This window comes from Aristaeella hokkaidonensis, assembly GCF_018128945.1.
In the GTDB taxonomy this organism is placed as follows: domain Bacteria; phylum Bacillota; class Clostridia; order Christensenellales; family Aristaeellaceae; genus Aristaeella; species Aristaeella hokkaidonensis.
The window spans coordinates 1,127,685-1,152,263 of sequence record NZ_CP068393.1 but is presented as its reverse complement, the minus strand read 5'-3'; the positions used below and the strand labels follow the sequence as shown (position 1 = coordinate 1,152,263).

Below are 24,579 nucleotides of genomic sequence, written 5' to 3'. Positions count from 1 at the left end.
GCAGCCGATGAAAATTCACGGACTTCAGAAAATGACGCTGCTGGATTATCCCGGCAGGGTTGCATGCACAGTATTTTTCGGGGGCTGCGAAATGCGCTGCCCTTTTTGCCATAATGCGGAACTTCTGGACGGAAGCGCTCCGGCCATAATGACGGACGAGGAGCTGATTGCTTTCCTGGAAAAGCGGAAAGGGCTGCTGGACGGCGTTGCCTTTACCGGAGGCGAACCGCTGCTGCAGAAAGACTTGCCGGACCTGGCCCGCAGGATCCGGGATCTTGGATATGACGTGAAGCTGGATACCAACGGCATGCATCCGGACCGGCTTGAAAAGATGCTGCAGGAAGGCACAGTACAATATGTGGCGATGGACATTAAAAACGATCCGGAACGCTACGCCATGACCGCCGGACTGAAAGAACTGGATCTTGCTCCCATCCGGGAAAGCATCTCCCTGCTGATGAACAGCGGAAAAGAATATGAATTCCGGACAACTGTGGTTGCGGAGCTGCACGACGACGACAGCTTCAAAGGCATCGGACAATGGATCAAAGGCGCGAAGCGCTATTATCTGCAGAAGTTTACCGACCGGGACACCGTGCCATTTGAAGGACTGCACGCACCGACAAAGGAACAGATGGAACACTGGGCTGATATTGTAAGACCCTGCATTCCCACAGTTGAACTGCGGGGTGTGGATTAATAAAATGACCTTCAGGAGAAGGGAAAGGAAAACAAGGAACCATGCTTATTGAAAACGGCATTGTCTTTACAGGAAAAGACTTTGAAGAAGGACTGAGCATCCGGCTGATGAACGGCATTGTGCAGGAAGTCGGAGAAGGGCTGCGGGCGGAAGCCGGGGAGAAAGTGATCGACCTGGAAGGGGATTACCTGCTGCCCGGATTTGTGGACGTCCATATTCATGCCTTCCGGGGCAGCGATACCATGCGGGGCGAGACAGACATCCGGCGGATGAGCCGGGAACTGGCCGGAACCGGCACTGGCGCATTCTGTCCAACGACCATGAGTGCTTCCATTGAAGATACCGCAAAAGCGATCGCGGACGCCCGAAAGGTTACCGAACAGCCGGAAAGAAACGGGGCCAGGGTACTGGGCGTCCATATGGAAGCACCGTTCCTGAGTGAAAAACACGCCGGAGCACAGAAGCAGGAATACTTCTGCGATCCGGACTGGGAGAAACTGCTGAATATGGCAGAGGATCCCTCACTGGTACGGCTGATCACGATGGCGCCGGAGCGCGAGGGCAGCGAAGCATTCATCCGCAGGGCAACTGCCGCAGGAATTCATGTTTCCATCGGCCATACGCACGCAACGGCGGAACAGGTTCATCAGGCAGCAGACTGGGGTGCTGATCATATTACCCATACATTTAACGCCCAGACACCGCTGCATCACCGCGAACCGGGCGTACCCGGAGCATCCATGACAGACGACCGATACTACTGCGAAATGATCTGCGACGGCAAGCACCTGCATGATGATATCGTCCGGCTGATCATCGTCTGCAAGGGCGCTGACAAAGCGGTGGCGATTACGGACGCCATGGAAGCAGCCGGAATGCCGGACGGAGAATACAGCCTGGGCGGACAGCCGGTATTTGTGAAAGACGGCGCAGCACGGCTGGAAAACGGAACGCTGGCAGGTTCCGTGCTGACGATGAACGAAGCGCTGCACAACCTGATCCACCGGTACGGAGCGGATCCCGTTTCCGCCTGCAAAATGTGCACTTCCACCCCGGCTCAGTCCATCGGGGAAAGCGTTGCCGGACATATGGTGCCCGGAAGCCCCGCCATCCTGACCAGGTGGTCCAGGAAATGGGAAATGAAGAGCGTTATTACCGATACGGCGGAAAGTTGCCAAGCTGACAGGTGAATGATATAATTCCTACCATGTAAGGAGAGGTGACGAAGACATGCACAGTATGACCGGATGCGGGAGCGGAAAGGTTCAGCAGGACGGATGGGAAGTAACCATTGACCTCAAAACCGTAAACCACCGTTTCCTGGATATCGGTATGAGACTGCCGCGGAACCTGAACTTCCTGGAACAGACGATCCGGGACAGCATCGGGAAACGCATCCTGCGCGGACATGTGGACGTATTCCTGACGGTGAAAAGGACAGATTCTTCCGCAACAACGGTTGAATGTGATCCGGAACTGGCAGGACGTTACCTGGAAGCGGCGAAGCTGCTGGCCGGGCAGACAGGTATTGAGAATGACATGACCATCAGCCGGCTCATGAAAATGGAAGGCGTACTGACATTGAATGAGCAGGAAATGGATGAAGATACGGTCAGCCGGATCTGCGCTGAAGCCGCCGATATTGCAGCGGAACAACTGGTACAGATGCGGGCGCGGGAAGGTGAGCACCTTAAGGAAGACCTGAAGGTTCACCTGGACGCCGTCGAAAAACTCCGGAACGCCATCCTGGAGCGCGCTCCGATGGTTGTTACCGAATACCGGGAGAAACTTGAAAACCGGCTGAAAAGCCTGCTGACCGAAGCCATTGAGCCCCAGCGAATCGCCCAGGAAGTTGCCATTATGGCTGACCGGTGCGCGATCGACGAGGAGCTGGCCAGGCTGGACAGCCACATCCGTCAGATGCGGAAATATCTGGAAAGCAGCGGTGAAACCGGAAAGAAAATGGATTTCCTGATCCAGGAAATGAACCGCGAAACCAATACCATCGGCTCCAAAGCCTCCGACACGGTCATCGCGCAGCATGTGGTTGATCTGAAGAGCGAGATTGAGAAGCTGAGGGAACAGATACAGAACGTGGAGTGACGGGCAAAATGAAACTGGTGAACATCGGATATGGAAATATGCTGGCGACAGAACGCCTGGTAGCTGTGGTATCCCCGGAGGCGGCACCGATCCGCCGGATGATCCAGGACGCAAGGGACAGCGGCAGGGTTATTGACGCCACATGCGGACACAAGACCAGAGCTGTTATTGTTACAGATTCAGAACATGTTGTTCTTTCACCGCTGATGCCGGAAACGGTGGCAGCCCGCATTGATGAACGCAAAGGGATGGAGGAAGACGCATGAAAGAAACAAGGAAAGGCATGCTGCTGGTGATTTCCGGTCCTTCCGGAGCCGGTAAAGGAACACTGGTGGCAAAACTGCTCGAAAAAGATCCCTCATTCTGCTTTTCCGTGAGCGTCACCACAAGGGGACGGCGGGAAAATGAGATTGAAGATGTTCATTACCACTTTATTTCTGACGAGGAATATGATAAACTGCTTGCCGAGGACGCGTTTATCGAACATGCAAGCGTCCATGGTCACCGGTACGGCACGCTGAAAAGCGAGGTTTATGACCGGATGGAAAAAGGACAGAACGTGCTGCTGGATATCGATCCACAGGGAGCACGGGAAGTCATGAGCAAGGAAAAGGACTGCGTCAGCGTGTTCATCCTACCGCCGAGCTATCATGACCTGAGAGTGCGGCTCCATACCCGCAACACAGAGAATGAAGAGGAAATCCAGCGGAGACTGAACAACGCCAGAGGAGAAATCCGCCAGGCAGACCGCTACCGTTACCTCATTGTGAACGACAACCTGGAGCTGGCTTTTGAACAGCTGGTGGCCATTGTCCGGGCTGAGAAACAGAACACAGTGCGGTATTTCCCGGTGATTGAGGAATAACCTGCAGACCTGAGGAGGAAAAGAAATGTCTATTGTTGATCCGAGCGTACTTGAACTGCTGAACCACGCAGAAAGCCGTTACACCCTGGTTGTTGAAGCCAGCAAGCGCGGCCGCGAGATCGTGAACGGCGCCCTGCCGATGATCGACGCGGAAGGCATGAAGCCGCTGAAAACCGCTGTTGAAGAGATTAACCGCGGACTGCTGACCTACGACAACCCGACGGAGCAGGAGGAGCAGAACTGATATGGATCTGACCGGCAGGGAGATCGTGCTGGGAGTAACGGGAGGCATCGCCGCGTACAAAAGCGCAGAGGTTGTCTCCCGTTTGCGTCATCTGGGCGCGAATGTACATGTTATCATGACGAAGAACGCGACGGAATTTGTTTCGCCGCTTACTTTTCAGACGCTTTCTGCCAACCAGGTTGTCACGGATACATTCCAGGCACCTGAATACTGGAATGTGGAACATGTGGCCCTGGCTAAGCGGGCAGAGATCTTTGTGATCGCCCCGGCAACGGCAAACATCATGGCCAAGATGGCGTGCGGCATCGCAGACGATATGCTTTCCACCACCGTGCTTGCGACAAAGGCGCCGGTGCTGCTTGCCCCCGCGATGAACACAGGAATGTGGACAGCCGCAGCCACACAGGCAAACCTGAAAACGCTGCAGGAACGGGGAATACAGTTTGTCGGTCCTGACTGCGGCATCCTGGCCTGCGGAGACGAAGGCGCCGGACGGATGAGCGAACCGGAAGCGATCGTTGCCGCGATCTGCGACAGGCTGAATGCACGCAGCGACCTGGCCGGGATGAAAGTGCTGGTGACCGCCGGCGCTACCCGGGAAAGACTGGATCCGGTACGCTATATGACCAATGACTCCAGCGGAAAAATGGGATTTGCCATCGTTGAAGCCGCCAGGGCACGGGGAGCAGAAGTGACTACGGTATACGGAAACGTCACCGCCCAGGTACCGGCCGGCATCCGCCGCATCCAGATTGAATCCGCCCAGGAACTGTATGACGTGATGATGCGCGAAGCACCGGAACAGGATATCATTATCCAGGCGGCCGCCGTATGCGACTACCGGTTCGAAAAAACCGCAAAGAGCAAGATCAAGAAGGATGAAGGCGAAGCTTTGACGCTGACGCTGACTGAGAATCCCGACGTGGCGAAAGCTGTCGGCGCGATCAAGAAAAAGGGCCAGACGCTGGTAGGGTTCGCCGCGGAAACGGACAACGTGAAAAAGAACGCGGTGGATAAACTGAAGAAGAAGAACCTGGACATGATCGTGGCAAATGACGTGACGAAACCTGGAGCAGGATTTAATGTGGACACGAATATTGCGGCACTGATCACGAAAGATGGAGTGGAAGAAGAGCCACTGATGACGAAGAGGGAATTGGCGGACAAGATTTTGGATAAAATAGTTGAGTTGAGGAAATAAACGAAAACAGCACCGAAAGGTGCTGTTTTCTAATGAATACTGAAAACTGAAAACTTAAAAATGGTGAAAAAAACTGCTTCTGTAGAAGCAGTTTTTTTTTATTTGATATTTGTCTTTTGCTTCGCAAAAGAATGATATGTTGCTTCGCAACATGATATATCGGCTTCATGCCGATATGATAGATAAATCGGGGACACTAACGTGTCTCCGATTTATATGATATTTTTTGCTTACGCAAAAAGTGATTATAGTGTTTACTAAGTTGTTAATCGGGCAGGGTTTGATCAAAGGGTAGCGCTAGTGCGTTGGTGCCGTCATTCCAGAGACGATCAAGACCATAGAAAGCGCGGTCATCACGGTGGAAGAGATGTACGATAATATGACCATAATCCAGGATGATCCAGCGGCCGTCACGGCGGCCCTCAGAACGGCGAAGATCAATGCCTTCCTTTGCCATAAGTTCATCCACGGAATCCGCAAGGGCAGAAACCTGGCTGGCGGTACGGCCGGAAGCGATCACCATATGATCGCAAAGCACGGTGAGGCGGGAAACATTCAGGGCGACAATATCCTGGGACTTACGGTCATAGAGCAGACGGGCAATACGGAGTACGGTTTCCTGATCCTGCATTGTTTATCCTCCACTATAATATATTCGTTACCGCAGGAGCGGCATCAATCCCTGACAACCGGGAGCGTGCGAAGCCAGCTGATTGTATCGACGGTGCGCGGATACAAATACCAGCCCCGGGAAAGGACATGATCCACAGTGCCTTCAAGGGAGCGCAGAAGCGCTTTTTCCAGGGAAGACTCTGAGAGGGCGCGAACCTCATCCAGCAGAGGGAAAGGATCGCGAAGCGGTTCCATGAAGTCAGCCAGGCAGACACACATGGCCAGGCGGGACATACCAGGATAACCGGTATTATGGAATCGGATGGCTTCAAGCACCTCCGGATCGGTCATGCCGTAGAGCTGTTCCGCCAGGCAGGCACCGGCAAGGGAATGCAGCAGTGCATCACTGGAAAGGACGCCGGGATCATCAGTGAGATGATTCTCTTTGGCGATACGCTGCATATCCTTTAAGGGAAGGCACTTGGCACAGTCGTGCAGCAGACCGGCCTGCTCCGCCTTGAGCGGATTTTCTCCATACATCGCTGCCAGACGGGCAGAAGTACGGGCTACGCTCAGGGAATGGGCAAAACGCTTCGGCTTCAGCGCTGAGAAAAGATTGTCCATCCAGAAATCGATCTTGTCAAGCCTTCCGGGACAGCCATAGAGACCCTTACAATGACAATATTCCTGAACGGCGGGATTCAGATCCTCTGAAACCATACCGGAAGAAAATGCCGAACGGATCCCGGAAGAAGAAACCGCCACGGGACTGAAAGGCAGAAGGCGAACGCGTCCGCCCATGGCTTTCAGCCGGTCGATTTCCTCCCGGCAGGAAGCTTTCACATCTTTTTCCCGTGGAAGGACCAGAAAGGAACAAAGCCTGAAAACTTCCTCTATATTAACCCAATGATAAAGGGTCATCTGCGTATCGGAACCAATAATACAGAACAGATCCGCGTCAGGATATTCCTTCCGCACAGCCTTCAGGGTGTCAGCGGCATAGGTAGTGCCGGAACGGTCCAGCTCCAGACGGGAAGGAACCAGGCGCTTATCCTTTGAGCAGGCGGCAACCAGCATTTTCCACCGGTCTTCCGCCGGGGCAATACAGGATTTATGGCCGGGATTGCCGCAGGGAACCATCAGCAGGCGATCCACGTATGCAGCATCAAGCACACTGAGCGCTGCCGCAATATGACCACGGTGAACCGGATCAAAACTGCCGCCCAGAATGCCGATACGCTCTTTTTTTGCCAAAGCAAAGAACCTCCTGATTTCTGTTACGGATATTATAAACGAAAAGAAACGTATAGGGAAGACACTTTCAAATTTCTTTTTTGAAAAGCTTGCTTTTTCACGGCCGTCGTGATATTATTGCATGCGATGGTTTTTTAAGGATCCTAAGGGGAGGTGAACCGAGTTGCCGAATATCCAGTCCGCAAAGAAGCGCGTTAAGGTCAGCGAGAAGAAGAATCTTCGCAACCGCATCGTAAAGAGCGAGATGCGTACTTCCATCCGGAAGTTTGACGCCGCTGTTGCCGCTGACGCGCAGAACGCCAATGAGCAGCTGTCCGCGACTTCCGCAGTGATCGATAAGGCCGCGTCCAAGGGCGTTATTCATAAGAATGCCGCCAATCGGAAAAAGGCCCGTCTGGCCAAGCAGTTGACCAAGGCCGCTAACTAAGAAGAATCGCGTGTGATAAACTCCCTTCCAGTGTACGGAAGGGGTTTTTCCGTATTTGGGAAGAAAATGGAAATGTGTTTCGTCTTTATAGTTGAATCCCTTATGAGAGAGGAAGTGTGAGGACTTGAGCAGATTCAGATTCTTTTTCCTTATAACTATGATTGTTATGCTGGCTGTATGTTCTGTCAGCGTGAAAGCGGAAACAGCTCCCGAAGGAACCGAAGAGCAGGGCCTTGACGAAATACAGCCCCTGATTGAGATGTCCGACGTAAAGGATACGGAGGGCATGAGCCTCGAAGAAATGACGGACGCTTTTGCAGACGCATCCATGTGCGAGTACATGGACAGCGAGACAGGTTTCAGCATGCAGTATCCGGCAGTTTTTCAGTTTGACGAAGGGCTGGGCGGACTTATAGCAGTATCAGCAGACGGGAAAGCGACGCTGTCCATTGAAAACATGGCACACGACGGAAGCCTGACTAAAGAAATCCTGCTGGAAGCTGTCAAGCTGGAGGTTCCGGGATTTGACACCAAGGACGCCGAAACAAATAACTGCCTGCGCGTGACAAGAAAAGAAGATCAGGATAAAATGATACAGACAGACCTGTATTATCTGACTGACAAGAGTTTCCACCATATCATCCTCCGTTATCCGTCGGAACAGGAAGGAACCTATTCTTCCTATATTGACTACATGATTAACACGATGGAGACGAGTGATTCGGAACTTGGTTAATGCCATTTTCTATACGGAAGGAAAGAAAGATATGACGAAACGTAAACACAGCGCAATAATCCTGATGGTGCTGATCCTGGCGGTTACAGCAGTACTGCCCATGGGCGGCGCGTTGGCGGATACCGGTACGGTCAAGGGCGGATGGCTGATCCTCCGTTCACAGCCTTCCTTTGCCGGAGCTATCAAAGCCAGCTATCCCAGCGGCACAGTGGTGACCATTACCGGCCAGGTCGGCTCCTGGTATGCGGTTACGACACCGGACGGCAAAACAGGATACATGCTGGGTGATTACCTCCAGATCGGAGGAAACGCCGCCAGTACAGCCGGCAATCTCACCGGAACGACAGCATATGTGACCAGCTCAAACGGGCTGAACGTCAGGCTGAGATCCGGCCCCGGGAAGGGATATTCCATTATCGCTTCCTATGCTCCGGGTACTCAGTGCTCGATTATTTCGCATGGCAAAAACTGGAGCCGCATTCAGATCGGGAATTACACAGGATATATGATGACCCAATTCCTGACCAGCAACGGATCCGCAACGCCGCTGCCGACTCCGGCCACAAATCCGACAGGTCAGGAATATACGGTATATGTGACCAGTAAGAACGGGAAAGGCGTGAATCTGCGGTCCGGTCCCTCCAAATCCTATACAAGCATTGGTTTTTACAGCGTAGGAACCCAGGCTGCCATGGTTACCAAAGGAGCTACCTGGAGTTATATCCGCGTCGGGAACCGGTACGGATATATGATGACAGAGTTCCTTACAGGGAACGAACCTGTCAAGCCCGTTCCGCCGACCGGAGGCGCATATGTGGTCAGCGCAAACGGCAAAAACGTCAACCTGCGTGCGGCACCCACAACCAGGAGTACAATCATCAGATCCTATAAAGTCGGTACAAGGCTGACAGTGATCACACGCGGAATTGACTGGTGCTTTATCCTGATTGACGGTACTTACGGGTATATGATGAGACAGTTTATTTATGAAGGATCTGTGCCGGCTACCGCCACAGACCTCCTTGCAACAACTGCATTTTGACATATTACAAAACCTTTTCACAGTTTTTACGGGAAACAAAATGAAAACAAAATTACCGGTACACTCTTTCCAAGTGTACCGGTTTTTGTTATAATTGGTACAAATGAACGGCATATGCCGACAATCAGAAAGGGGTAATTTCCAATGAAAAAGCTTTTTGCTCTGCTGCTTGCCGCAGTAATGATGATGAGCATGGTGTCCTTTGCTTCCGCTGAAAGCGAAAGCAGCATGCGTGTCGCCATGATTACCGACTACGGTGACATTACCGACCAGTCCTTCAACCAGACCACCTATGAAGCCTGCAAGCAGTTCTGCGAAGCTTCCGGACTCGACTTCCAGTACTACAAGCCCGCTTCCGACTCCGATGAAGATCGTATCTCCTCCATTGAGAAGGCGATCGACGACGGCTTCACCGTGATCGTGATGCCCGGTTACGCTTTCGGACCCGCCATCCAGAAAGTGGCTCCCGAATTCAGCGACATCATCTTCATCGCCCTGGACGTTGGTGAAGGCGACATCGGCGATCTGGCCGCTGACGTTCCCGCCAACCTGTACTGCGCTGTGTACCAGGAAGAGCTGTGCGGCTACATGGCCGGTTACGCTGCTGTGAAGCTGGGCTACAAGAAGCTGGGCTTCCTGGGCGGCATGGCGGTTCCCGCTGTTGTCCGTTACGGCTACGGTTTCGTGCAGGGCGCTGACGCCGCTGCTGTCGAGCTGGGCGCTGAAGACGTTGAAATCAAGTATGTGTACGGCAACCAGTTCTATGGCGACGCCGACATCACCGCTTACATGGATACCTGGTATGCCAACGGCACTGAAATCGTGTTCGCCTGTGGCGGCGGTATCTTCACCTCTGCCGGTGAAGCTGCCCAGAAGGTCGGCGGCAAGGTTATCGGCGTTGACGTTGACCAGAAGGGCACCATCGACGGCATGTACGGCGACGGCATCACCGTGACCTCCGCCATGAAGGGTCTGGCTGCCACCGTTTATACCGAACTGGCCTCCATCCTGAACGCTCAGTTTGAAGGCGGCAAGATCGAGAACCTGGGCCTTGTTTCCGAAAACCCCGAAGAGAACTTCGTGCAGATCGCTCCTTCCACCCAGTTTGCGGATGGCTTCACTGCTGAAGACTACGCCGCTCTGGTCGCGAAGATGAACGCCGGCGAGATCACCGTTTCCAACGCGATCGACGCCGAACCCACCACCACGATCAAAGTTGAATACCTGGGCAACATCAAGTAATCAGTTCATGATTGCCGGGGATGCGCCGCATCCCCGGTTTTTGACATAAGCCCCTGTTCCGCAATATAGGACAGGGGCTTGTGTCAGAAAGGCGAAGAAGCCCTTGTTCGCCATGAACAATTTACAAATTGGAGGGACGTACTTTGAACAAGGAACGGCAATCTGAGTATGCCATTGAGATGCTTCATATCACAAAGCGCTTTCCCGGCATTATCGCTAACGACGATATCACCCTGCAGCTGAAACACGGGGAAATCCATGCGCTGCTGGGTGAAAACGGCGCAGGAAAATCCACCCTGATGAGCGTCCTGTTCGGCCTTTACCAGGCGGAAGAAGGAACGATCAAAAAGGACGGCAAAGAGGTCCAGATCAACGATCCCAACGACGCCAACGCTCTGGGGATCGGTATGGTACACCAGCACTTCAAACTGGTGGAATGCTTTACCGTGCTGGATAATATCATCCTGGGGGATGAACCCGTCGGGAAAGCCGGCATCCTGAAAAAGGCCGAGGCAAGGAAAAAGATCCTTGCCCTGTCCGAAAAGTACGGCCTGCAGGTAGATCCGGACGCGGTGATATCTGATATTACAGTCGGCATGCAGCAGAGAACCGAAATCCTGAAGATGCTGTACCGGGATAATGAAATCCTGATTTTTGACGAGCCCACCGCCGTGCTGACGCCCCAGGAAATAGAAGAGCTGATGCAGATCATGCGCAACCTGGCGGCAGAAGGGAAGTCCATCCTGTTCATCAGCCACAAGCTGGCTGAAATCATGGCCGTTGCAGACCGCTGCACCGTGCTGCGCAAGGGTAAATATATCGGAACAGTGGAAACAAAGAATACCACGATGGAAGAGCTTTCCGCCATGATGGTGGGACGAAACGTCAACTTCCATGTGGATAAGCAGCCGGCCCATCCCGGTGAAGTGGTGCTCGACGTACAGCATATGACCGTTGCTTCCAAAGTACACAATAACAACGCTGTGAAAGACGTTTCCTTCCAGGTGCGCCGCGGGGAAATCGTCTGTATTGCGGGTATCGACGGCAACGGACAGACAGAGCTGGTTTACGGACTGACCGGCCTGGAACCCCTGGTGGGCGGGAAGATCATGATGGACGGCAAGGACATTACACACGCCTCCATCCGGAAAAGATCCGTGGCCGGCATGAGCCACATTCCCGAAGACCGGCACAAGCACGGACTGGTGCTGGATTATTCCCTGGAATACAACATGATCCTGCAGACCTATTTTGAATCCAGGTTTACAGACCGGATTGGCTTCCTGAGAAGAAAGAATATCCGTGAATATTCAGACAAACTGATTGAGCAGTACGACGTCCGCTCCGGACAGGGTTCTGTAACGCCGGCGCGCTCCATGTCCGGCGGCAACCAGCAGAAGGCCATTATCGCCCGGGAAATTGACAAGCAGCCTGAGATGCTGGTCGCGGTACAGCCCACACGCGGACTGGACGTGGGCGCCATTGAATACATCCATAAGCAGCTGGTCGCCCAGCGGGACGCAGGGAAAGCGGTACTGCTGATTTCCCTGGAACTGGACGAAGTGATGGACGTTCCGGACCGGATCCTGGTCATGTATGAAGGAGAGATCGTGGGCGAACTCGATCCGAAGAAGACGACGCAGGAAGAGCTGGGACTGTATATGGCAGGCGCAAAGAGAGACGAGGTGAAAAAGGCATGAGAAAAGTTTTGAAAAACCAGGCCGTACAGACTTTCGCAGCCTCCATCCTTTGTATCCTGGCAGGTCTGCTGATCGGCTATATCGTCCTGCTGTTCATCAATCCGCAGGGCGCAAGCGAATCCATCCTGAATATCATCAAGAACTTCTTCACCTGGAGCCGGCCGCAAAGCCAGCTGAAACAGTTCGGCAATACACTGGCCAAGACCATGCCCCTGATCATGTGCTCGCTGAGCATTCTGTTTGCCTATAAAGTAGGCCTGTTCAATATCGGCACCGCGGGACAGTATGTGGCAGGCGCGTGCGCCAGCCTGTATGCCGCGCTGGCATGGCACTGGGGATGGCTGCCCTGCATGCTGCTGGCCATGATCGCCGCCTCCCTGCTGGGAGCGATTACCGGCATCCTGAAGGCATACTGCAATGTGAATGAGGTCATTTCCGGTATCATGCTCAACTGGATTTCCCTCTATACAGCCAATACGATCCTGTCCAACGTCAAGGAGACGGCCAGTCCGTATACGCTGTACCTGAACAAGGAAAACCCGGCCTCCATGCTGCCGACCCTTGGACTGGACAAGCTGTTCAACGGGAACAGCAATGTTACCCTGGCTGTACCTGTGGCGATTGTTGCGGCCATTCTTGTGTGGGTAATCCTGAGCAAAACCCGGTTCGGATATGAACTGAAAGCAACCGGGAACAACAAGAATGCCGCCAAGTATGCCGGCATGGCGCAGAACCGGAACATTATCCTGACGCTGATGATTTCCGGCGCACTGGCGGGACTCGGCGCATCGCTGCTGTACCAGACCGGATACATGCGCTGGGAATGCACACAGTCTTCCGTACCGGCCATGGGCTTCAACGGAATTGCGGCTGCCTTCCTGGGAGGACTTCATCCCATCGGCGCGGTATTCTCCTCCTTCTTTATCCAGCATATAACAGACGGCGGACAGTATGTGAACACCAACTTCTATTCCTCCCAGATTTCTGACGTGATTTCTTCGGTGATCATATACCTGTGCGGCTTCGTGCTGTTTATCAAACTGACCATGAATCGCGTGATTACACGCAGGGAAGATAAGAAAGGAGCGAAACAATAATGCTGCTTCTGATACAATATACATTAATCTTCGCTTCCGTTCTTATGCTGGTTGCCCTCGGCGGATGTATATCCGAGCACTCCGGAATCATTAACCTGGGACTGGAAGGTATCATGGTCGTGGGCGCACTGGGCGGCGCACTTGTAATGCGGACGCTGGGAACGACCTCCGCAGTGGTGATGGTGCTTGCTGCCATGATTGCGGCAGGGCTTGCAGGCATGTTATATTCGTGCCTGCTGGGCGTCGCCGCCATCCATTTCAAAGCAGACCAGACGCTGGTCGGTACGGCCATGAACCTGCTGGCAACGGCCGCGGCCACCGTGTTGGTGAAGGCTATGAACACTGCCGCGAATCCCGACAACCATTCCTCTGAAATCGAGTATGTGGCAGCACGGAAGATGTTCATCGTGAACATCAACGGATTTGAATTCAACTGGTTTATGATTGTGGCCGTTATCGCGGTAGCTGCAGTATATTTCCTGCTGTACAAGAACCGGTTCGGCCTGCGCCTGATGGCGTGCGGTGAGCATCCGCAGGCGGCGGATTCCGTGGGTATCAATGTGTACAAAATGCGCTGGAGCGGCGTACTGATTTCCGGACTGCTGGGCGGACTCGGCGGCCTCTGCTATATCCTGGCCGGCGTATCCCTGTGGAAATTTGAAAACGGCGTCGCAGGCTTCGGCTTCCTGGCACTGGCGGTTATGATTTTCGGCCAGTGGAAACCTTCCCGCATCGCTGTTGCGGCACTGCTTTTCGGTTTATTCCGGGCATTGTCCAATACCTACACAGGATTCCCGTTCCTGCTTTCCCTGAATCTTCCGGGCAACGTGTACAATATGATGCCCTATATCGTATGCCTGATCGTGCTGGCCTTTACTTCCAAAGCATCCCATGCGCCCAAGGCGGAAGGCATTCCCTATGACAAGGGATCCAGATAAAAAATCATCCTTGAAAAAGCTGCCTGCGGGCAGCTTTTTTTCTGAAAGAAAGCATTATCCCGTTCTGTTTCCCTTTTCAATCACAGGAATGTCGTGTATAATAAAACAGATAATGAAGATCTGTACGGAGGTGAGATGATGGGCGATATCTGGACAACAATCCGGAGTATGGGGTGGAACCTGACCCATCGTCTCGGCATCATTGACATCATCGATATCCTGATCGTAGCAGTGATCATCTATGAGCTGCTGCTGCTGACCAGGCACACAAGGGGAAGCGCCCTGCTGAAGGGTCTTTTCCTGCTGTTTGTGATTGTCATCCTGAGCAATATCCTGGGCCTGACCAGCCTTAACTGGCTGTTGCTGGCTGTGCTCCAGAACGGCGCACTGGTGCTGGTAATCCTGTTCCAGCCGGAACTGCGGAAAGCCCTGGAACGCATGGGACGCAGCCGCCTGATTACCAAGGGCAACCATCGAAATGAAGATGAAGATACGGAAATCATTATCGATGAGATTATCCAGACCGTTGTTGACCTGAGCCGGCGCAGGGTTGGCGCCCTGATTGTTTTTGAACGGAAAACAGGACTGCAGGACGTTATTGAAACCGGTACGGCACTGAACGCTGAAATATCCGCCCCCTTGCTTGAAAATATCTTTGAACCGAATACGCCGCTGCATGACGGTGCCGTTGTGATCCGGGAAGACCGGATCATGGCCGCTGCGTGCATCCTGCCGCTGGCGGAAGCCAGCGGTGTGATCCGCGGACTCGGCACCCGTCACCGCGCTGCTGTCGGTATCAGTGAAAACACAGACGCGGCGGTGATTGTTGTATCCGAACAAACAGGTATTATCAGCCTTGCGATGGATGGATCCCTCCAGCGGCCTTATTCCATTGACGCCATGAGATCCTTCCTGCACGGCTTTTACAGTTCCAAGGTATCCAGCATTTCCTCTTTCCTCCGGGGAATATTCAAAAGGCATACGGAGGGCTGACCATGACTGAAAGAACAAACAAAAGAGATTTCAAAAAAACGCTGACCCTGATCGGCAGGGGACTGAAGCATCTGTTTCTCCATAACGGATGGCTGAAGCTCATTGCCATTGTAATCTCACTATTCCTGTGGGCCGGACTGATTTCCCAGGATGAAAGCATCACACGGGACAAGGCCTTCCAGGAAGTCAAAGTTTCCATAACCGGACAGGAAGCCCTGAAAGGCAATGGCTTTATCGTTACCTCCGACCTGGATAACATCTATGCAGATTTTGTCGCGGCTGTGCCCCAGAAACAGTATGAAAATGCAGACGCTTCCTTCTATAACATCCGTCTGGATCTTTCCAGGATCAATAAAACGGGCGAGCAGGAAATCAAACTGCTGAGCACCAAAACCAATCTTTACGGAGCTGTAAACAGTAACAGCATCAGTCCAGGCAGCGTTACCGTCAATGTGGAAAGAATCAATACCAGAAGCATTCCAGTCCAGGCTGAATATATTGATGAAGAACCTGAAGGATGGGCATATGTGCCCGGAGAATGTGATCCGAAGATTGTTAATGTCAGCGGTCCGCAAAGCATTGTAAACGCAATTTTCAAAGCCAAATGCCTTGTTACCAATGACGACGTTGAATGGACTTCCGGTTCCGGAAACAGTGTTCCTGTTCCTTTCGAATTCTATAACAAAGACCAGGAAATACTTGATACGTCCAATCTGAGTATCACCAGCGCCAACGTGCCGATTGACACGGTGATGGTTTCCTATAACGTACTGGCGAAAAAAGTATTCAAGACAGAATACTGTGCAAACCTGACGGGAAAAGTGGCCAAGGGATACACGATCAACAAAGTCACATACAGTCCGGAAACCATTACGGTGACTGACAGCAGCGAGGTGCTGGAGACGGTTGACAGCATCCTGGTGGAAGACACAGGCATTAACGTCAACGGGATGAAGGCTACAAAGAGTTTCCCGCTGAAAGTTCTCAAGCCCTCTGAAAATTCTGTCATATCAAATGATACTATCACAGTCACTGTAGAAATTATTGAAACGAACGAGCCATAAGGAGCATATCGAATGGGCAGTTTCGCTAATTCACTGTTCCGGGTCATGCTTGGATGGCTGCAGGGAATCATATCTGCTGTGTGGTCGGCTTTTACGAGTGAAAAAGGCGGCTCTCTTTTGACATGGGTCGGAAAACACTGGATTCCCATTGCCGCTGTCCTCTGCATTATCGGCCTGGTATCCGATCTGGGAGTCTATATTGTCAGATGGAAGCCTTATAAAGTATGGAAAAGCTTCTTTTTCCACAATAAAGAGGAAGAAGAGGAACCAGTACCTGAAAGACGTCCCCTGATGAATGAAAAACCTGTCCGGCGCAGGGTACCTGCGGCTCCGGCTCAGCCTGAAAACGTACAGAGCGTACCCGAAAACGCAGAACCGGAACACGAAGAAGCCTACCAGCCGGCGGATTTCTCCAGATGGGAACCAGAACCGCCCAAAGAAGAAAAAACGTATCCTGCGCCCCGTGAATCTGTGCCGGTCACCGTTACGCCTGCGGGATATCATGTGCCTGCAGACAGCCCGTACCGCCGGCCCCGGCCTGCGGCAGCTGCCGTGCCCGAACAGGAAGCAGAAGCTGTATCCGCCGGGAAGCAGGAGACAGGAAAAGCACAACCGGTTTTATACCGGCGACGCAGAAGAATTAACGTCAGCGAACTTTTCTCTGACCCGGAAGAGGATCTGCGTCCGTTTGACGCCCCGCAGAACGTGATCAACAGCCAGCAGGCCTATCATGAACCGGTTTATCCCAGAGGATGGAAGAAAAGCGAGGATGAAAAGGAATGAATGAGATCCTCACGGACAAACAATACCTGGTACTGACCGGCAACTACGGCAGCGGAAAAACGGAGCTGGCGCTGAACATGGCTCTGCATTTTGCGCAGAAATGCAGGACGACGCTGGTTGACCTGGATATCGTAAACCCCTATTTCAGGAGTGGTGAAAAAGCGGAAGAGATGGAAAAAGCAGGCGTACGTATGCTGATGCCTACTTTCGCGATGACTACGGTGGATATTCCGGCCCTGCCGGCAGAAATACAGAGCGTTTTTGAAGTTCCTTCCGATAAGGTGATCTTTGACGTGGGCGGGGACGATACCGGCGCGGCGGCACTGGGACGGTTTTATCCTTCCTTTATCGCCAGACGGGAACAGACAGCGATGCTGTTTGTCATCAACTGTATGAGACCGCTGACAAAAGAAGCGGACGATATTATTGACCTGGCGCAGCGGATCGCAAACCGGGGACGGCTGAGAATCGACGCGCTGATCAACAATACCAACCTGGCAGACCAGACAGAACCGGAAATGATTGAAGCCGGGGAGAAAACGGTGCTGGAATGCGCTGAAAGAATGGGTATCGGGCAGGTTATCACGGCCGGAAAACAGGACGTACTGGACCGGTGCCGGCTGACGACCCCGACACTGGCTGTGAAGCGCTATATGGCTCCCGAATGGATGGAACAAATATGAATATAAAACTTCCTGAAGACTTTATCAGCAGAATGCGGCTGCAGCTCGGTGATGAGCTGACCGCATTTTTGCATGCACTGGAAGAACCCCCGGTCAGGGGAATCAGGATGAATCCCCTGAAAGTGACAGACAGCATCAAATCTCTGACAGAAGACGGACGTGTGCCGTGGGCAAAAGACGGATATTACCTGGCGCTGGATTCCAATGCAGGATCGATGATCCTGCATGAAACCGGCGCGTTTTATATCCAGGAACCGGGCGCCATGCTGCCGGCGGCTGTACTTGCTGCCCGTCCGGGAGAAAAAGTCCTGGACCTGTGTGCCGCGCCCGGCGGGAAATCCACCCAGATCGGCTGCGGGATGAAGGGCGAAGGACTGCTGGTGTGCAATGAACCCGTGCCGAAACGTGCGGCCATCCTGAGCAGCAATATTGAAAGAATGGGACTGCCCAATACCGTTGTTACCTGTGCGAAGCCGGATCAGCTGGCGAAACAGTGGCCTGAAGGATTTGACGCAGTGATGGTGGACGCTCCCTGTTCCGGAGAAGGCATGTTCCGCAGAGATCCGGAAACCAGAAACGAGTGGACGCAGGACAAAGCAGACGGATGCGCGGAACGGCAGCAGGAAATCCTGAGCGCCGCGGCCGGGCTTGTCAGACCCGGCGGCAGGCTGGTTTATTCCACATGCACCTATAACCCCAGGGAAAATGAAGAGAATGCACGGTGGTTTACGGCGCAGTTTCCGGAATTCAGCCTGCAGGCATTTACGCTGCCGGGCATTGACGCGCCGGAAGGCATGTTTACCTGCTATCCGCACCGGCTGAAAGGCGAGGGACAGTTCGCAGCCCTTTTCCGGAAAGCAGGAGACGGGGAAGCGGTTTTGCCTGAGGACAGATCTATGCCTGTTCCCTCAAAGAACGACAGCGCCGTATTTGCCGGAGCTTTCCCGGATCTTCCGAGGGCTACGCACCTGTTCGGAAACACAATGATTTCCATTCCGAAACTTCCGGACCTGAAGGGGATCCGTACGCTGCGAATCGGCCTGCACCTGGGCGAGGTGCGGGGAAAAAACGCGTTTCCGGATCACGCCGCGGCACTGTGCTTCCGTACGCCCGCTATGCAAACCTATGATATGAAGCCGGAGGAAGTGGTCCGGTTCCTGTCCGGAGAAACTATTAAAAGCAGCCTGGAGGGCTGGACGCTGATGCGGTATAACAGCCTTGCCGCCGGATGGGGAAAGGGAAGCGGCGGCATGATCAAAAACCATTATCCCAAAGGGCTGAGGGGCCTTCATTACCTGCCATAACGGGCTGAAAAAAACAATTTTTGAACAAATGCATTGAAAACGATACCGAAATGCGCTATAATACACCCAACAAATAACACCGACAGGTGAATACAACAGGAGGCACCCATGAAAAAACTGTTTGCTTTTCTTTTAGTTGCTGTGATGACGTTCTCCCTGCTCAGCTTTGCACAGGCTGATGACGGATATACCATCCGTATTTACAGCAACTCCAATTCCACCGAGCGGACTACCTGGCTGATCGAAAAGGCCAAGGAAGCCGGCTTCAACATCTCTATCGACGACAACTCAATAATTTCCGGTGATACCGCGGCTGTGCAGGCTGCCAACGAAAACAAAGACGGCGACCTGGTCTTCGGCCTGAACGAAGTCCGCTGGTCCCAGCTGGTCAACGGCCAGTATGAGAACCTGAAGGTGATGGACTGGACTCCCACCTGGGCAGACAAAGTCGGCGAATACAAGTTCGACGGCAAGGCCTACGGCCTGGTGATCCAGAACATCCTGATGCTCTATCGTACGGATGAGTACGGCACCAACGGCGAAGCTATCAAATTTGATCACTGGGCTGATCTTGCTGATAGTAATTATAAGTGGTACCGTCAGAATAAGGTCGGTGGCACAACAAATATGAATACAAATAATGCAATGTTGTATGCTTTCACCGATCCTGAGTCTCCTGCAGGTGGTATTTCCATTGAAGGATGGAAAAAACTGTGGAAGTACTGTGCTAATGGCGTGGTATTCACAGATGACAAATATGGTCTGAATCCTCTTATCCGCGGAGATGTGCAGGTATCCACTTTCTACTCTTCCTCCCTGTATGGCGAAATCACCGCCACTTCCGAGAATCCCACCTATGAGCATCCCCTGAACGGCGTGCCGGTAGGCGAGAACTGGGCCCTGGTGGATATCGCCGACGGTACCTACTACATTGCTGAATACATCGGCATCCTGGACCGTGAAGGCCGCAGCGAAGCAGAAACCGAGACCGTGAAGGCATTTGCTGAGTGGTTCGGTTCCGCTGAAACTCAGATTGCCTGGTCTGACGCATTCGATTCTTATCCCTGTAACAATGATGCAGTAGCTGAACTGTTTGACGAAGTTCCTCCGATCTACGCGATCAAGAACTGCTCCCTGACCACCGTTCCCGGCACTGAAATGACCTATGCCGAGTACGTCGGAGCGCACTCCTCCGAGTGGACCAACATCATGACCAACCTGGGCTTCTTCTGGGCTGACAGTGCCAATGCCCCGGCAGAACCGGACTGGGACAACCTGGACTGGGCTACCCTGACCCAGAAGCAGGAATAATCTGAACTGCCCTGATATCCGGGGCTGCCGCGCGACGGCAGCCCCTTTTCCATAAAACGGAGAAAGAAGGACTGAAACAAAATGATCGATCTGAAAAACATCGTCGTGCGGTTCGGCGATTTTGAAGCGCTGCACCACATCAATGTAGACGTCAAGGAAGGAGAGTTCTTTACTTTCCTCGGACCGTCCGGATGCGGCAAGACAACAACCCTGCGTACCATTACCGGTTTTATTGAGCCGGTGGAAGGTACTGTATCCATGCAGGGCAGGGATATTACCCATGTGCCTATTGAAAAAAGGAATATCGGGATCGTGTTTCAGTCCTATGCGCTGTTTCCGACGATGACAGTACGTGACAATATTGCCTTCGGCCTGAAGATCAAGAAAATGAAGAAGGATGAGATCGAGCAGAAGGTCAAGGATATCGCACGGAAGGTTGACCTGACCGACGAACAGCTGGCCAAGGCGGTATCCCAGCTATCCGGCGGACAGCAGCAACGCGTCGCGATTGCCCGGGCACTGGTGACAGAACCGGCCATCATCTGTATGGATGAACCGCTGTCCAACCTGGACGCCAAACTCCGCGTGAACCTCCGGAACGAGCTGAAGAAAATGCAGCGCGAATTCGGCATCACCACAATCTACGTGACCCACGACCAGGAAGAGGCGCTGACGCTTTCTGACCGGATCGCGGTGTTCAACAAGGGATACATTGAACAGATCGGCACGCCGAATGAAGTCTATAATCATTCCGCCACTGAGTTCGTTGCCAACTTTATCGGCGATATCAACAAACTGCAGGGCGAAATTACCGGCCTCATGAACCTGCCGCAGGACAAGGTGCATTATATCCGCCTTGAACGGATCGGCGTCAGGGCTGACAACGAGGAAGAGCCCGCCGCAGACGGACAGGCTGTTTCCATTAAAGGCGTAATCGAAAGCCAGGAATACTACGGACTGTTCATCAAATATACGATCCAGACTGCCGGACAGACCCTGAAGGTCGTGGAAAAGAATGACGGTATCAATATCTATGAACCCGGCGATCACGTGGTCCTGCGGATTGATCCGAAGGATATCATGAGTTACTGAGGGAGGTGAGATCATGCAGGCTTCCATTGCCGGAAAGCAAAAATACGGCCTGGGAAAGCTCTGGGGCATCTTCGGAGGCGTCCTGTTTGTTTATCTCTTCCTGGGCTTCATGGTTATACCATGCTTTAATACCCTGACCTCAGTGTTCCGGGAGACAGACGCGGCAGGCAATCCGGATCCCCTTGCCGTTATCCGCTTCTTCTTTGCGGGAAAAATGCCGATGTTCCTCTGGAATTCCATCAGGCTGGCCCTGTGCCTGGTTGTGACGGTCAACGTCGTCGGCATCTCCATTGTGCTGCTGACAGAGTATTTTGATATCAAAGGCGCGAAAATCCTGCGCCTGGGATATATGACAACACTGATTTATTCAGGCGTCGCGCTAGTTACCGGTTACCAATTCCTGTACGATCAAAATGGTCTAATGACCAAATGGCTGGCAGACTTTTTCCCGGGGATGAACAAGCAATGGTTTACAGGCTTCAACGCGGTTCTGTTTACCATGACCTTTGCCTGTACATCCAACCATGCGCTGTTCCTGCGGAACGCCATCCGGGGCATTGACTATAACACGGTGGAAGCAGCACGGAACCTGGGCGCACGGCCCTTCAAGGTACTGCTGAAGGTGGTTATGCCCACCCTGCTGCCCACGCTCTTCTCACTGACAGTGATGACGTTCATCACCGGCCTGTGCGCCATGTCCGCACCCACGCTGCTGGGATACAATTCCATTAACCCTGAGATAGTTAGATTGGCCGGCTCATCAGTTGCAGATGAATCTTTCCCACAAGCAAGAGCAGCATTACTATCCATAATTCTTGCCTTGTGTACTATTACTTTGCTATTAACATTGAATCATTATGAAAATAAAGGACATTATCTTTCTGTCAGCAAAACCAAGGCCAAGCTGGTGAAGCAGAAGATCCAGAATCCTGTGGCCAATGTGCTGGCGCATATCTACGCCTACGTCCTGTTTGTGATCTACATGACCCCTGTGGTGATGATCATCGTGTTTTCTTTCCAGAACTGGGGCAACGTCCGGAATAAAGTACTGGACGCTTCCTCCTGGACTTTATCCAACTACTTTGGGAACCAGGATTACATCTACCAGAACTGGAAAGGGAAGGAAATGGTGAGCAAGGGTGCCATTTCCGGTGTGTTCGGCAACGAGAAGACATTGGGCGGCATCCGGCTGAGCTTTATCATGTCCGCCATCGCGGCGGCCCTGGCCTGCGTCATTGTTGTGATCGCAGTAAACTACATCTTCAAGCACAAGAAGAAAAAGCGGGGCAAACTGGTGGAAGCCTGCCTGCTCTTCCCGTGGCTGCTGCCGACAATCCTGATCTGCTATTCGTTCCGGACTTTCTTCAACGGTAACGTGTTCTACGTATTCGGCCAGAACCTGTATATGAAGGAGAATGTCAGGATCCTGATTGTAATGGCCTATATGGTGGTCAAGCTGCCATTTGCTGTGAGAATGATCAAAGCCGCTTTCTACGCGATAGACGACGAGCTGGAGGACGCGGCCAGAAACCTGGGCGCCAGCCAGGTAGTCACATTCCTGCGGGTTAAGCTGCCGATTGTGCTGCCGAGCGTGCTGGCTGTATTTGCACTGAATTTCAATGCACTGTTCTCCGAATATGACATGGGCGCAACCTTTAAAAAGGCTGAAGGTACCACCTATGCCATGGTTATCCAGAGTATGTGCGAGGATGAAGGCAGAAACAATGTGAATATGAACGCGTCCGGCCGGCGGTGCGCTTCCACCGTGTTCATCATGATCATTTCCGGACTGATCCTTTACCTGGTGTACGGCGTCGGTGCGCGGGACCTTGGTGAGCGGCTGGCCATCCGGGAAAAACGCAGAAAGTGCATTGAGAAAATTAAAGGAAAGATCGGCATTGCCCGCGCAGCGGCGGAAGAAATGCCGAAAGAGGAACAAGAAACCGCAGCATGATCCAGAATATTGTATTTGACATGGGAAACGTTGTGATCCGGTTTGACCCGAAATATTTTACAGACAGGGAAGGCATCCTGGATCCCGAAGACAGAAAACTTGTGATGAATGAACTTTTCCTCTCCGTAGAATGGGCCCAGATGGACGCGGGAACACTGACGGAAGAAACGGCGGAACCCCTGATTCTGCCCAGATTTCCGGAAAGACTGAGATCAAAAGTCAGGAACCTGCTTTATAACTGGGCTTATCCCCGGGATATGATACCGGGCATGGAAGACCTGATCCGAAGACTGAAAGAAGCCGGATATCATATATATCTCCTCAGCAACGCCAGCGCTGCACAGCATGATTACTGGCCCAGATTTTCTGTCAGCCAGTATTTTGACGGTAAACTGATTTCCTGTGACGTGAAAACAGTGAAACCCAATCCGGAAATATACAGGCTGTTTACAGAAAAGTTCTCCCTGAAACCGGAAGAATGCCTGTTTATAGATGATACAACGGCCAATGTGGCCGCCGCCATAGCATGCGGCTGGAAAGGGATCGTTTTTCACGGGGAAGCGTATGAACTGGAGCAGAAAATGAGGGAGTCCGGCATCCGGATCTGACAATATCCCTGAAAACCCCGAAAATAAATGAAGTCAGGCAAAGAAAATGCTTGACTTCATTTGCTGTTTGACGTAAAATAGCGGTTGGCAATCAATAGCTCCGCTAGCCCCGGTAGCCATTGACTCAATCCAAACATGCGACCATCATGTGAGGAAACACTTCAACCATCAACCCAAGGAGGAAGTACTTTGAAGACATTTATTCCTAAGGCTGCTGACATCGACCGCAAGTGGTACGTTGTCGACGCGGACGGGATGGTTCTGGGCCGGCTGGCCAGCCAGGTTGCCAACATCCTTCGCGGCAAGAACAAGCCGATTTATACCCCCAATATGGATACCGGTGATTATGTTATCATCATCAACGCTTCCAAGGCGATTCTGACCGGCAAGAAGCTGGATCAGAAGATCTACTATCATCACAGCGGTTATGCCGGTGGTCTGAAAGAGACCAAGTATCGCAAGCTGATGGCCGAAAAGCCCGAGTTTGCCGTTCGCCGCGCTGTCGTGGGCATGCTGCCCAAGGGACCCCTGGGACGCCAGATGGCCCGGAAGCTTAAGGTTTATGCCGGAGCCGAGCATGAGCAGGCTGCTCAGAAGCCTGAAGTGCTGGATCTGAAGTGACGCGG

General features: G+C 52.7%; 26 protein-coding genes. 24 read left to right on the top strand and 2 right to left on the bottom strand.

Features of this window, described 5'->3' with window-relative positions:
* Positions 1 to 7: 7 nt before the first annotated feature.
* From JYE49_RS05375 to coaBC, 7 genes are read left to right on the top strand one after another with little or no spacing between them, the layout of a single operon-like run.
* Positions 8 to 700: an anaerobic ribonucleoside-triphosphate reductase activating protein gene (locus JYE49_RS05375; protein WP_093956421.1), complete on the top strand. Its 693-nt coding sequence runs from the start codon at positions 8 to 10 to the stop codon at positions 698 to 700.
* Positions 701 to 741: 41 nt separating this feature from the next.
* Positions 742 to 1,890, top strand: coding sequence for an N-acetylglucosamine-6-phosphate deacetylase (gene nagA / locus JYE49_RS05370; RefSeq protein WP_093956420.1), 1,149 nt, complete (start codon positions 742 to 744; stop codon positions 1,888 to 1,890).
* 40 nt (positions 1,891 to 1,930) lie between these two features.
* On the top strand, positions 1,931 to 2,803 hold the full coding sequence (locus tag JYE49_RS05365) for a YicC/YloC family endoribonuclease (RefSeq protein ID WP_093956419.1): 873 nt from the start codon (positions 1,931 to 1,933) through the stop codon (positions 2,801 to 2,803).
* 8 nt (positions 2,804 to 2,811) lie between these two features.
* Positions 2,812 to 3,069, top strand: coding sequence for a DUF370 domain-containing protein (locus tag JYE49_RS05360; RefSeq protein WP_093956418.1), 258 nt, complete (start codon positions 2,812 to 2,814; stop codon positions 3,067 to 3,069).
* Entirely contained in the window at positions 3,066 to 3,668 is a 603-nt protein-coding gene (gene gmk, locus JYE49_RS05355; RefSeq protein WP_093956417.1) for a guanylate kinase, read from the top strand. The genes JYE49_RS05360 and gmk overlap by 4 nt, the downstream gene beginning before the upstream one ends.
* A 25-nt stretch (positions 3,669 to 3,693) precedes the next feature.
* A complete protein-coding gene (gene rpoZ, locus JYE49_RS05350) occupies positions 3,694 to 3,912 on the top strand; it encodes a DNA-directed RNA polymerase subunit omega (protein WP_093956416.1) in 219 nt (72 codons plus the stop codon).
* Position 3,913: 1 nt separating this feature from the next.
* On the top strand, positions 3,914 to 5,113 hold the full coding sequence (coaBC, locus tag JYE49_RS05345; protein ID WP_093956415.1) for a bifunctional phosphopantothenoylcysteine decarboxylase/phosphopantothenate--cysteine ligase CoaBC: 1,200 nt from the start codon (positions 3,914 to 3,916) through the stop codon (positions 5,111 to 5,113).
* A 265-nt stretch (positions 5,114 to 5,378) separates the two neighbouring features.
* Here the strand turns inward: coaBC and rsfS are convergent, their stop codons facing one another.
* Both rsfS and yqeK read right to left on the bottom strand, forming a co-directional pair.
* Positions 5,379 to 5,744, bottom strand: a complete 366-nt coding sequence (gene rsfS / locus JYE49_RS05340) for a ribosome silencing factor (protein WP_093956414.1) — start codon at positions 5,742 to 5,744, stop codon at positions 5,379 to 5,381.
* Positions 5,745 to 5,788: 44 nt separating this feature from the next.
* Complete coding sequence (gene yqeK, locus JYE49_RS05335; RefSeq protein ID WP_093956413.1) at positions 5,789 to 6,979, bottom strand: bis(5'-nucleosyl)-tetraphosphatase (symmetrical) YqeK; 1,191 nt, start codon at positions 6,977 to 6,979, stop codon at positions 5,789 to 5,791.
* A 163-nt stretch (positions 6,980 to 7,142) separates the two neighbouring features.
* On the opposite strand from yqeK, the gene rpsT reads away from it, so the two are divergent.
* The 17 genes from rpsT to rplM all read left to right on the top strand — a co-directional run bounded on the left by rpsT (position 7,143) and on the right by rplM (position 24,574).
* Positions 7,143 to 7,406: a 30S ribosomal protein S20 gene (gene rpsT / locus JYE49_RS05330; protein ID WP_093956412.1), complete on the top strand. Its 264-nt coding sequence runs from the start codon at positions 7,143 to 7,145 to the stop codon at positions 7,404 to 7,406.
* 157 nt (positions 7,407 to 7,563) lie between these two features.
* Positions 7,564 to 8,142 carry a hypothetical protein gene (locus JYE49_RS05325; protein ID WP_143754461.1) on the top strand — a complete coding sequence of 193 codons (579 nt, stop codon included), beginning with the start codon at positions 7,564 to 7,566 and terminating at the stop codon, positions 8,140 to 8,142.
* Between the two features lie 31 nt (positions 8,143 to 8,173).
* A complete protein-coding gene (locus JYE49_RS05320; protein WP_143754460.1) occupies positions 8,174 to 9,184 on the top strand; it encodes an SH3 domain-containing protein in 1,011 nt (336 codons plus the stop codon).
* Positions 9,185 to 9,328: 144 nt separating this feature from the next.
* A complete protein-coding gene (locus tag JYE49_RS05315; protein WP_093956409.1) occupies positions 9,329 to 10,426 on the top strand; it encodes a BMP family lipoprotein in 1,098 nt (365 codons plus the stop codon).
* A 179-nt stretch (positions 10,427 to 10,605) separates the two neighbouring features.
* Entirely contained in the window at positions 10,606 to 12,126 is a 1,521-nt protein-coding gene (locus tag JYE49_RS05310; RefSeq protein ID WP_093956496.1) for an ABC transporter ATP-binding protein, read from the top strand.
* Positions 12,123 to 13,223 carry an ABC transporter permease gene (locus JYE49_RS05305; RefSeq protein WP_093956408.1) on the top strand — a complete coding sequence of 367 codons (1,101 nt, stop codon included), beginning with the start codon at positions 12,123 to 12,125 and terminating at the stop codon, positions 13,221 to 13,223. Before JYE49_RS05310 ends, JYE49_RS05305 begins: the two co-directional genes overlap by 4 nt.
* A complete protein-coding gene (locus tag JYE49_RS05300) occupies positions 13,223 to 14,161 on the top strand; it encodes an ABC transporter permease (RefSeq protein WP_093956407.1) in 939 nt (312 codons plus the stop codon). The genes JYE49_RS05305 and JYE49_RS05300 overlap by 1 nt, the downstream gene beginning before the upstream one ends.
* Before the next feature lie 138 nt (positions 14,162 to 14,299).
* Entirely contained in the window at positions 14,300 to 15,154 is an 855-nt protein-coding gene (gene cdaA / locus JYE49_RS05295) for a diadenylate cyclase CdaA (RefSeq protein WP_179217236.1), read from the top strand.
* 2 nt (positions 15,155 to 15,156) lie between these two features.
* On the top strand, positions 15,157 to 16,218 hold the full coding sequence (locus tag JYE49_RS05290; RefSeq protein WP_093956405.1) for a CdaR family protein: 1,062 nt from the start codon (positions 15,157 to 15,159) through the stop codon (positions 16,216 to 16,218).
* 12 nt (positions 16,219 to 16,230) lie between these two features.
* Positions 16,231 to 17,001 carry a hypothetical protein gene (locus JYE49_RS05285; RefSeq protein WP_093956404.1) on the top strand — a complete coding sequence of 257 codons (771 nt, stop codon included), beginning with the start codon at positions 16,231 to 16,233 and terminating at the stop codon, positions 16,999 to 17,001.
* Positions 16,998 to 17,684 (top strand): hypothetical protein, encoded by a 687-nt coding sequence (locus tag JYE49_RS05280; protein WP_093956403.1) that lies wholly within the window; start codon positions 16,998 to 17,000, stop codon positions 17,682 to 17,684. Before JYE49_RS05285 ends, JYE49_RS05280 begins: the two co-directional genes overlap by 4 nt.
* Positions 17,681 to 18,988, top strand: a complete 1,308-nt coding sequence (locus JYE49_RS05275) for an RsmF rRNA methyltransferase first C-terminal domain-containing protein (RefSeq protein WP_179217235.1) — start codon at positions 17,681 to 17,683, stop codon at positions 18,986 to 18,988. The genes JYE49_RS05280 and JYE49_RS05275 overlap by 4 nt, the downstream gene beginning before the upstream one ends.
* Positions 18,989 to 19,096: 108 nt before the next feature.
* The gene (locus JYE49_RS05270; protein ID WP_093956401.1) at positions 19,097 to 20,299 is read left to right on the top strand and encodes an extracellular solute-binding protein; all 1,203 of its coding nucleotides are present in this window, start codon (positions 19,097 to 19,099) and stop codon (positions 20,297 to 20,299) included.
* A gap of 81 nt (positions 20,300 to 20,380) precedes the next feature.
* Positions 20,381 to 21,391 (top strand): ABC transporter ATP-binding protein, encoded by a 1,011-nt coding sequence (locus JYE49_RS05265; RefSeq protein ID WP_093956400.1) that lies wholly within the window; start codon positions 20,381 to 20,383, stop codon positions 21,389 to 21,391.
* Positions 21,392 to 21,404: 13 nt separating this feature from the next.
* Entirely contained in the window at positions 21,405 to 23,345 is a 1,941-nt protein-coding gene (locus tag JYE49_RS05260; protein WP_093956399.1) for an ABC transporter permease, read from the top strand.
* Positions 23,342 to 23,953, top strand: a complete 612-nt coding sequence (locus JYE49_RS05255; RefSeq protein ID WP_093956398.1) for an HAD family hydrolase — start codon at positions 23,342 to 23,344, stop codon at positions 23,951 to 23,953. Before JYE49_RS05260 ends, JYE49_RS05255 begins: the two co-directional genes overlap by 4 nt.
* A 189-nt stretch (positions 23,954 to 24,142) precedes the next feature.
* Positions 24,143 to 24,574, top strand: coding sequence for a 50S ribosomal protein L13 (gene rplM / locus JYE49_RS05250; protein WP_093956397.1), 432 nt, complete (start codon positions 24,143 to 24,145; stop codon positions 24,572 to 24,574).
* The last annotated feature ends 5 nt before the right edge of the window (positions 24,575 to 24,579 follow it).

Excerpts from the sequence above, each read along its gene's own strand:
- JYE49_RS05265 (WP_093956400.1), top strand. The coding sequence starts at position 20,381 with ATGATCGATCTGAAAAACATCGTCGTGCGGTTCGGCGATTTTGAAGCG.
- cdaA (WP_179217236.1), top strand. The coding sequence starts at position 14,300 with ATGGGCGATATCTGGACAACAATCCGGAGTATGGGGTGGAACCTGACC.
- JYE49_RS05315 (WP_093956409.1), top strand. The coding sequence starts at position 9,329 with ATGAAAAAGCTTTTTGCTCTGCTGCTTGCCGCAGTAATGATGATGAGC.
- JYE49_RS05375 (WP_093956421.1), top strand. The coding sequence starts at position 8 with ATGAAAATTCACGGACTTCAGAAAATGACGCTGCTGGATTATCCCGGC.
- JYE49_RS05305 (WP_093956408.1), top strand. The coding sequence starts at position 12,123 with ATGAGAAAAGTTTTGAAAAACCAGGCCGTACAGACTTTCGCAGCCTCC.
- JYE49_RS05320 (WP_143754460.1), top strand. The coding sequence starts at position 8,174 with ATGACGAAACGTAAACACAGCGCAATAATCCTGATGGTGCTGATCCTG.
- nagA (WP_093956420.1), top strand. The coding sequence starts at position 742 with ATGCTTATTGAAAACGGCATTGTCTTTACAGGAAAAGACTTTGAAGAA.
- JYE49_RS05300 (WP_093956407.1), top strand. The coding sequence starts at position 13,223 with ATGCTGCTTCTGATACAATATACATTAATCTTCGCTTCCGTTCTTATG.
- gmk (WP_093956417.1), top strand. The coding sequence starts at position 3,066 with ATGAAAGAAACAAGGAAAGGCATGCTGCTGGTGATTTCCGGTCCTTCC.
- JYE49_RS05255 (WP_093956398.1), top strand. The coding sequence starts at position 23,342 with ATGATCCAGAATATTGTATTTGACATGGGAAACGTTGTGATCCGGTTT.
- JYE49_RS05325 (WP_143754461.1), top strand. The coding sequence starts at position 7,564 with ATGATTGTTATGCTGGCTGTATGTTCTGTCAGCGTGAAAGCGGAAACA.
- JYE49_RS05365 (WP_093956419.1), top strand. The coding sequence starts at position 1,931 with ATGCACAGTATGACCGGATGCGGGAGCGGAAAGGTTCAGCAGGACGGA.
- JYE49_RS05275 (WP_179217235.1), top strand. The coding sequence starts at position 17,681 with ATGAATATAAAACTTCCTGAAGACTTTATCAGCAGAATGCGGCTGCAG.
- rpoZ (WP_093956416.1), top strand. The coding sequence starts at position 3,694 with ATGTCTATTGTTGATCCGAGCGTACTTGAACTGCTGAACCACGCAGAA.
- JYE49_RS05310 (WP_093956496.1), top strand. The coding sequence starts at position 10,606 with ATGCTTCATATCACAAAGCGCTTTCCCGGCATTATCGCTAACGACGAT.
- JYE49_RS05360 (WP_093956418.1), top strand. The coding sequence starts at position 2,812 with ATGAAACTGGTGAACATCGGATATGGAAATATGCTGGCGACAGAACGC.
- JYE49_RS05285 (WP_093956404.1), top strand. The coding sequence starts at position 16,231 with ATGGGCAGTTTCGCTAATTCACTGTTCCGGGTCATGCTTGGATGGCTG.
- JYE49_RS05260 (WP_093956399.1), top strand. The coding sequence starts at position 21,405 with ATGCAGGCTTCCATTGCCGGAAAGCAAAAATACGGCCTGGGAAAGCTC.
- JYE49_RS05290 (WP_093956405.1), top strand. The coding sequence starts at position 15,157 with ATGACTGAAAGAACAAACAAAAGAGATTTCAAAAAAACGCTGACCCTG.
- rsfS (WP_093956414.1), bottom strand. The coding sequence starts at position 5,744 with ATGCAGGATCAGGAAACCGTACTCCGTATTGCCCGTCTGCTCTATGAC.
- coaBC (WP_093956415.1), top strand. The coding sequence starts at position 3,914 with ATGGATCTGACCGGCAGGGAGATCGTGCTGGGAGTAACGGGAGGCATC.
- JYE49_RS05280 (WP_093956403.1), top strand. The coding sequence starts at position 16,998 with ATGAATGAGATCCTCACGGACAAACAATACCTGGTACTGACCGGCAAC.
- JYE49_RS05270 (WP_093956401.1), top strand. The coding sequence starts at position 19,097 with ATGAAAAAACTGTTTGCTTTTCTTTTAGTTGCTGTGATGACGTTCTCC.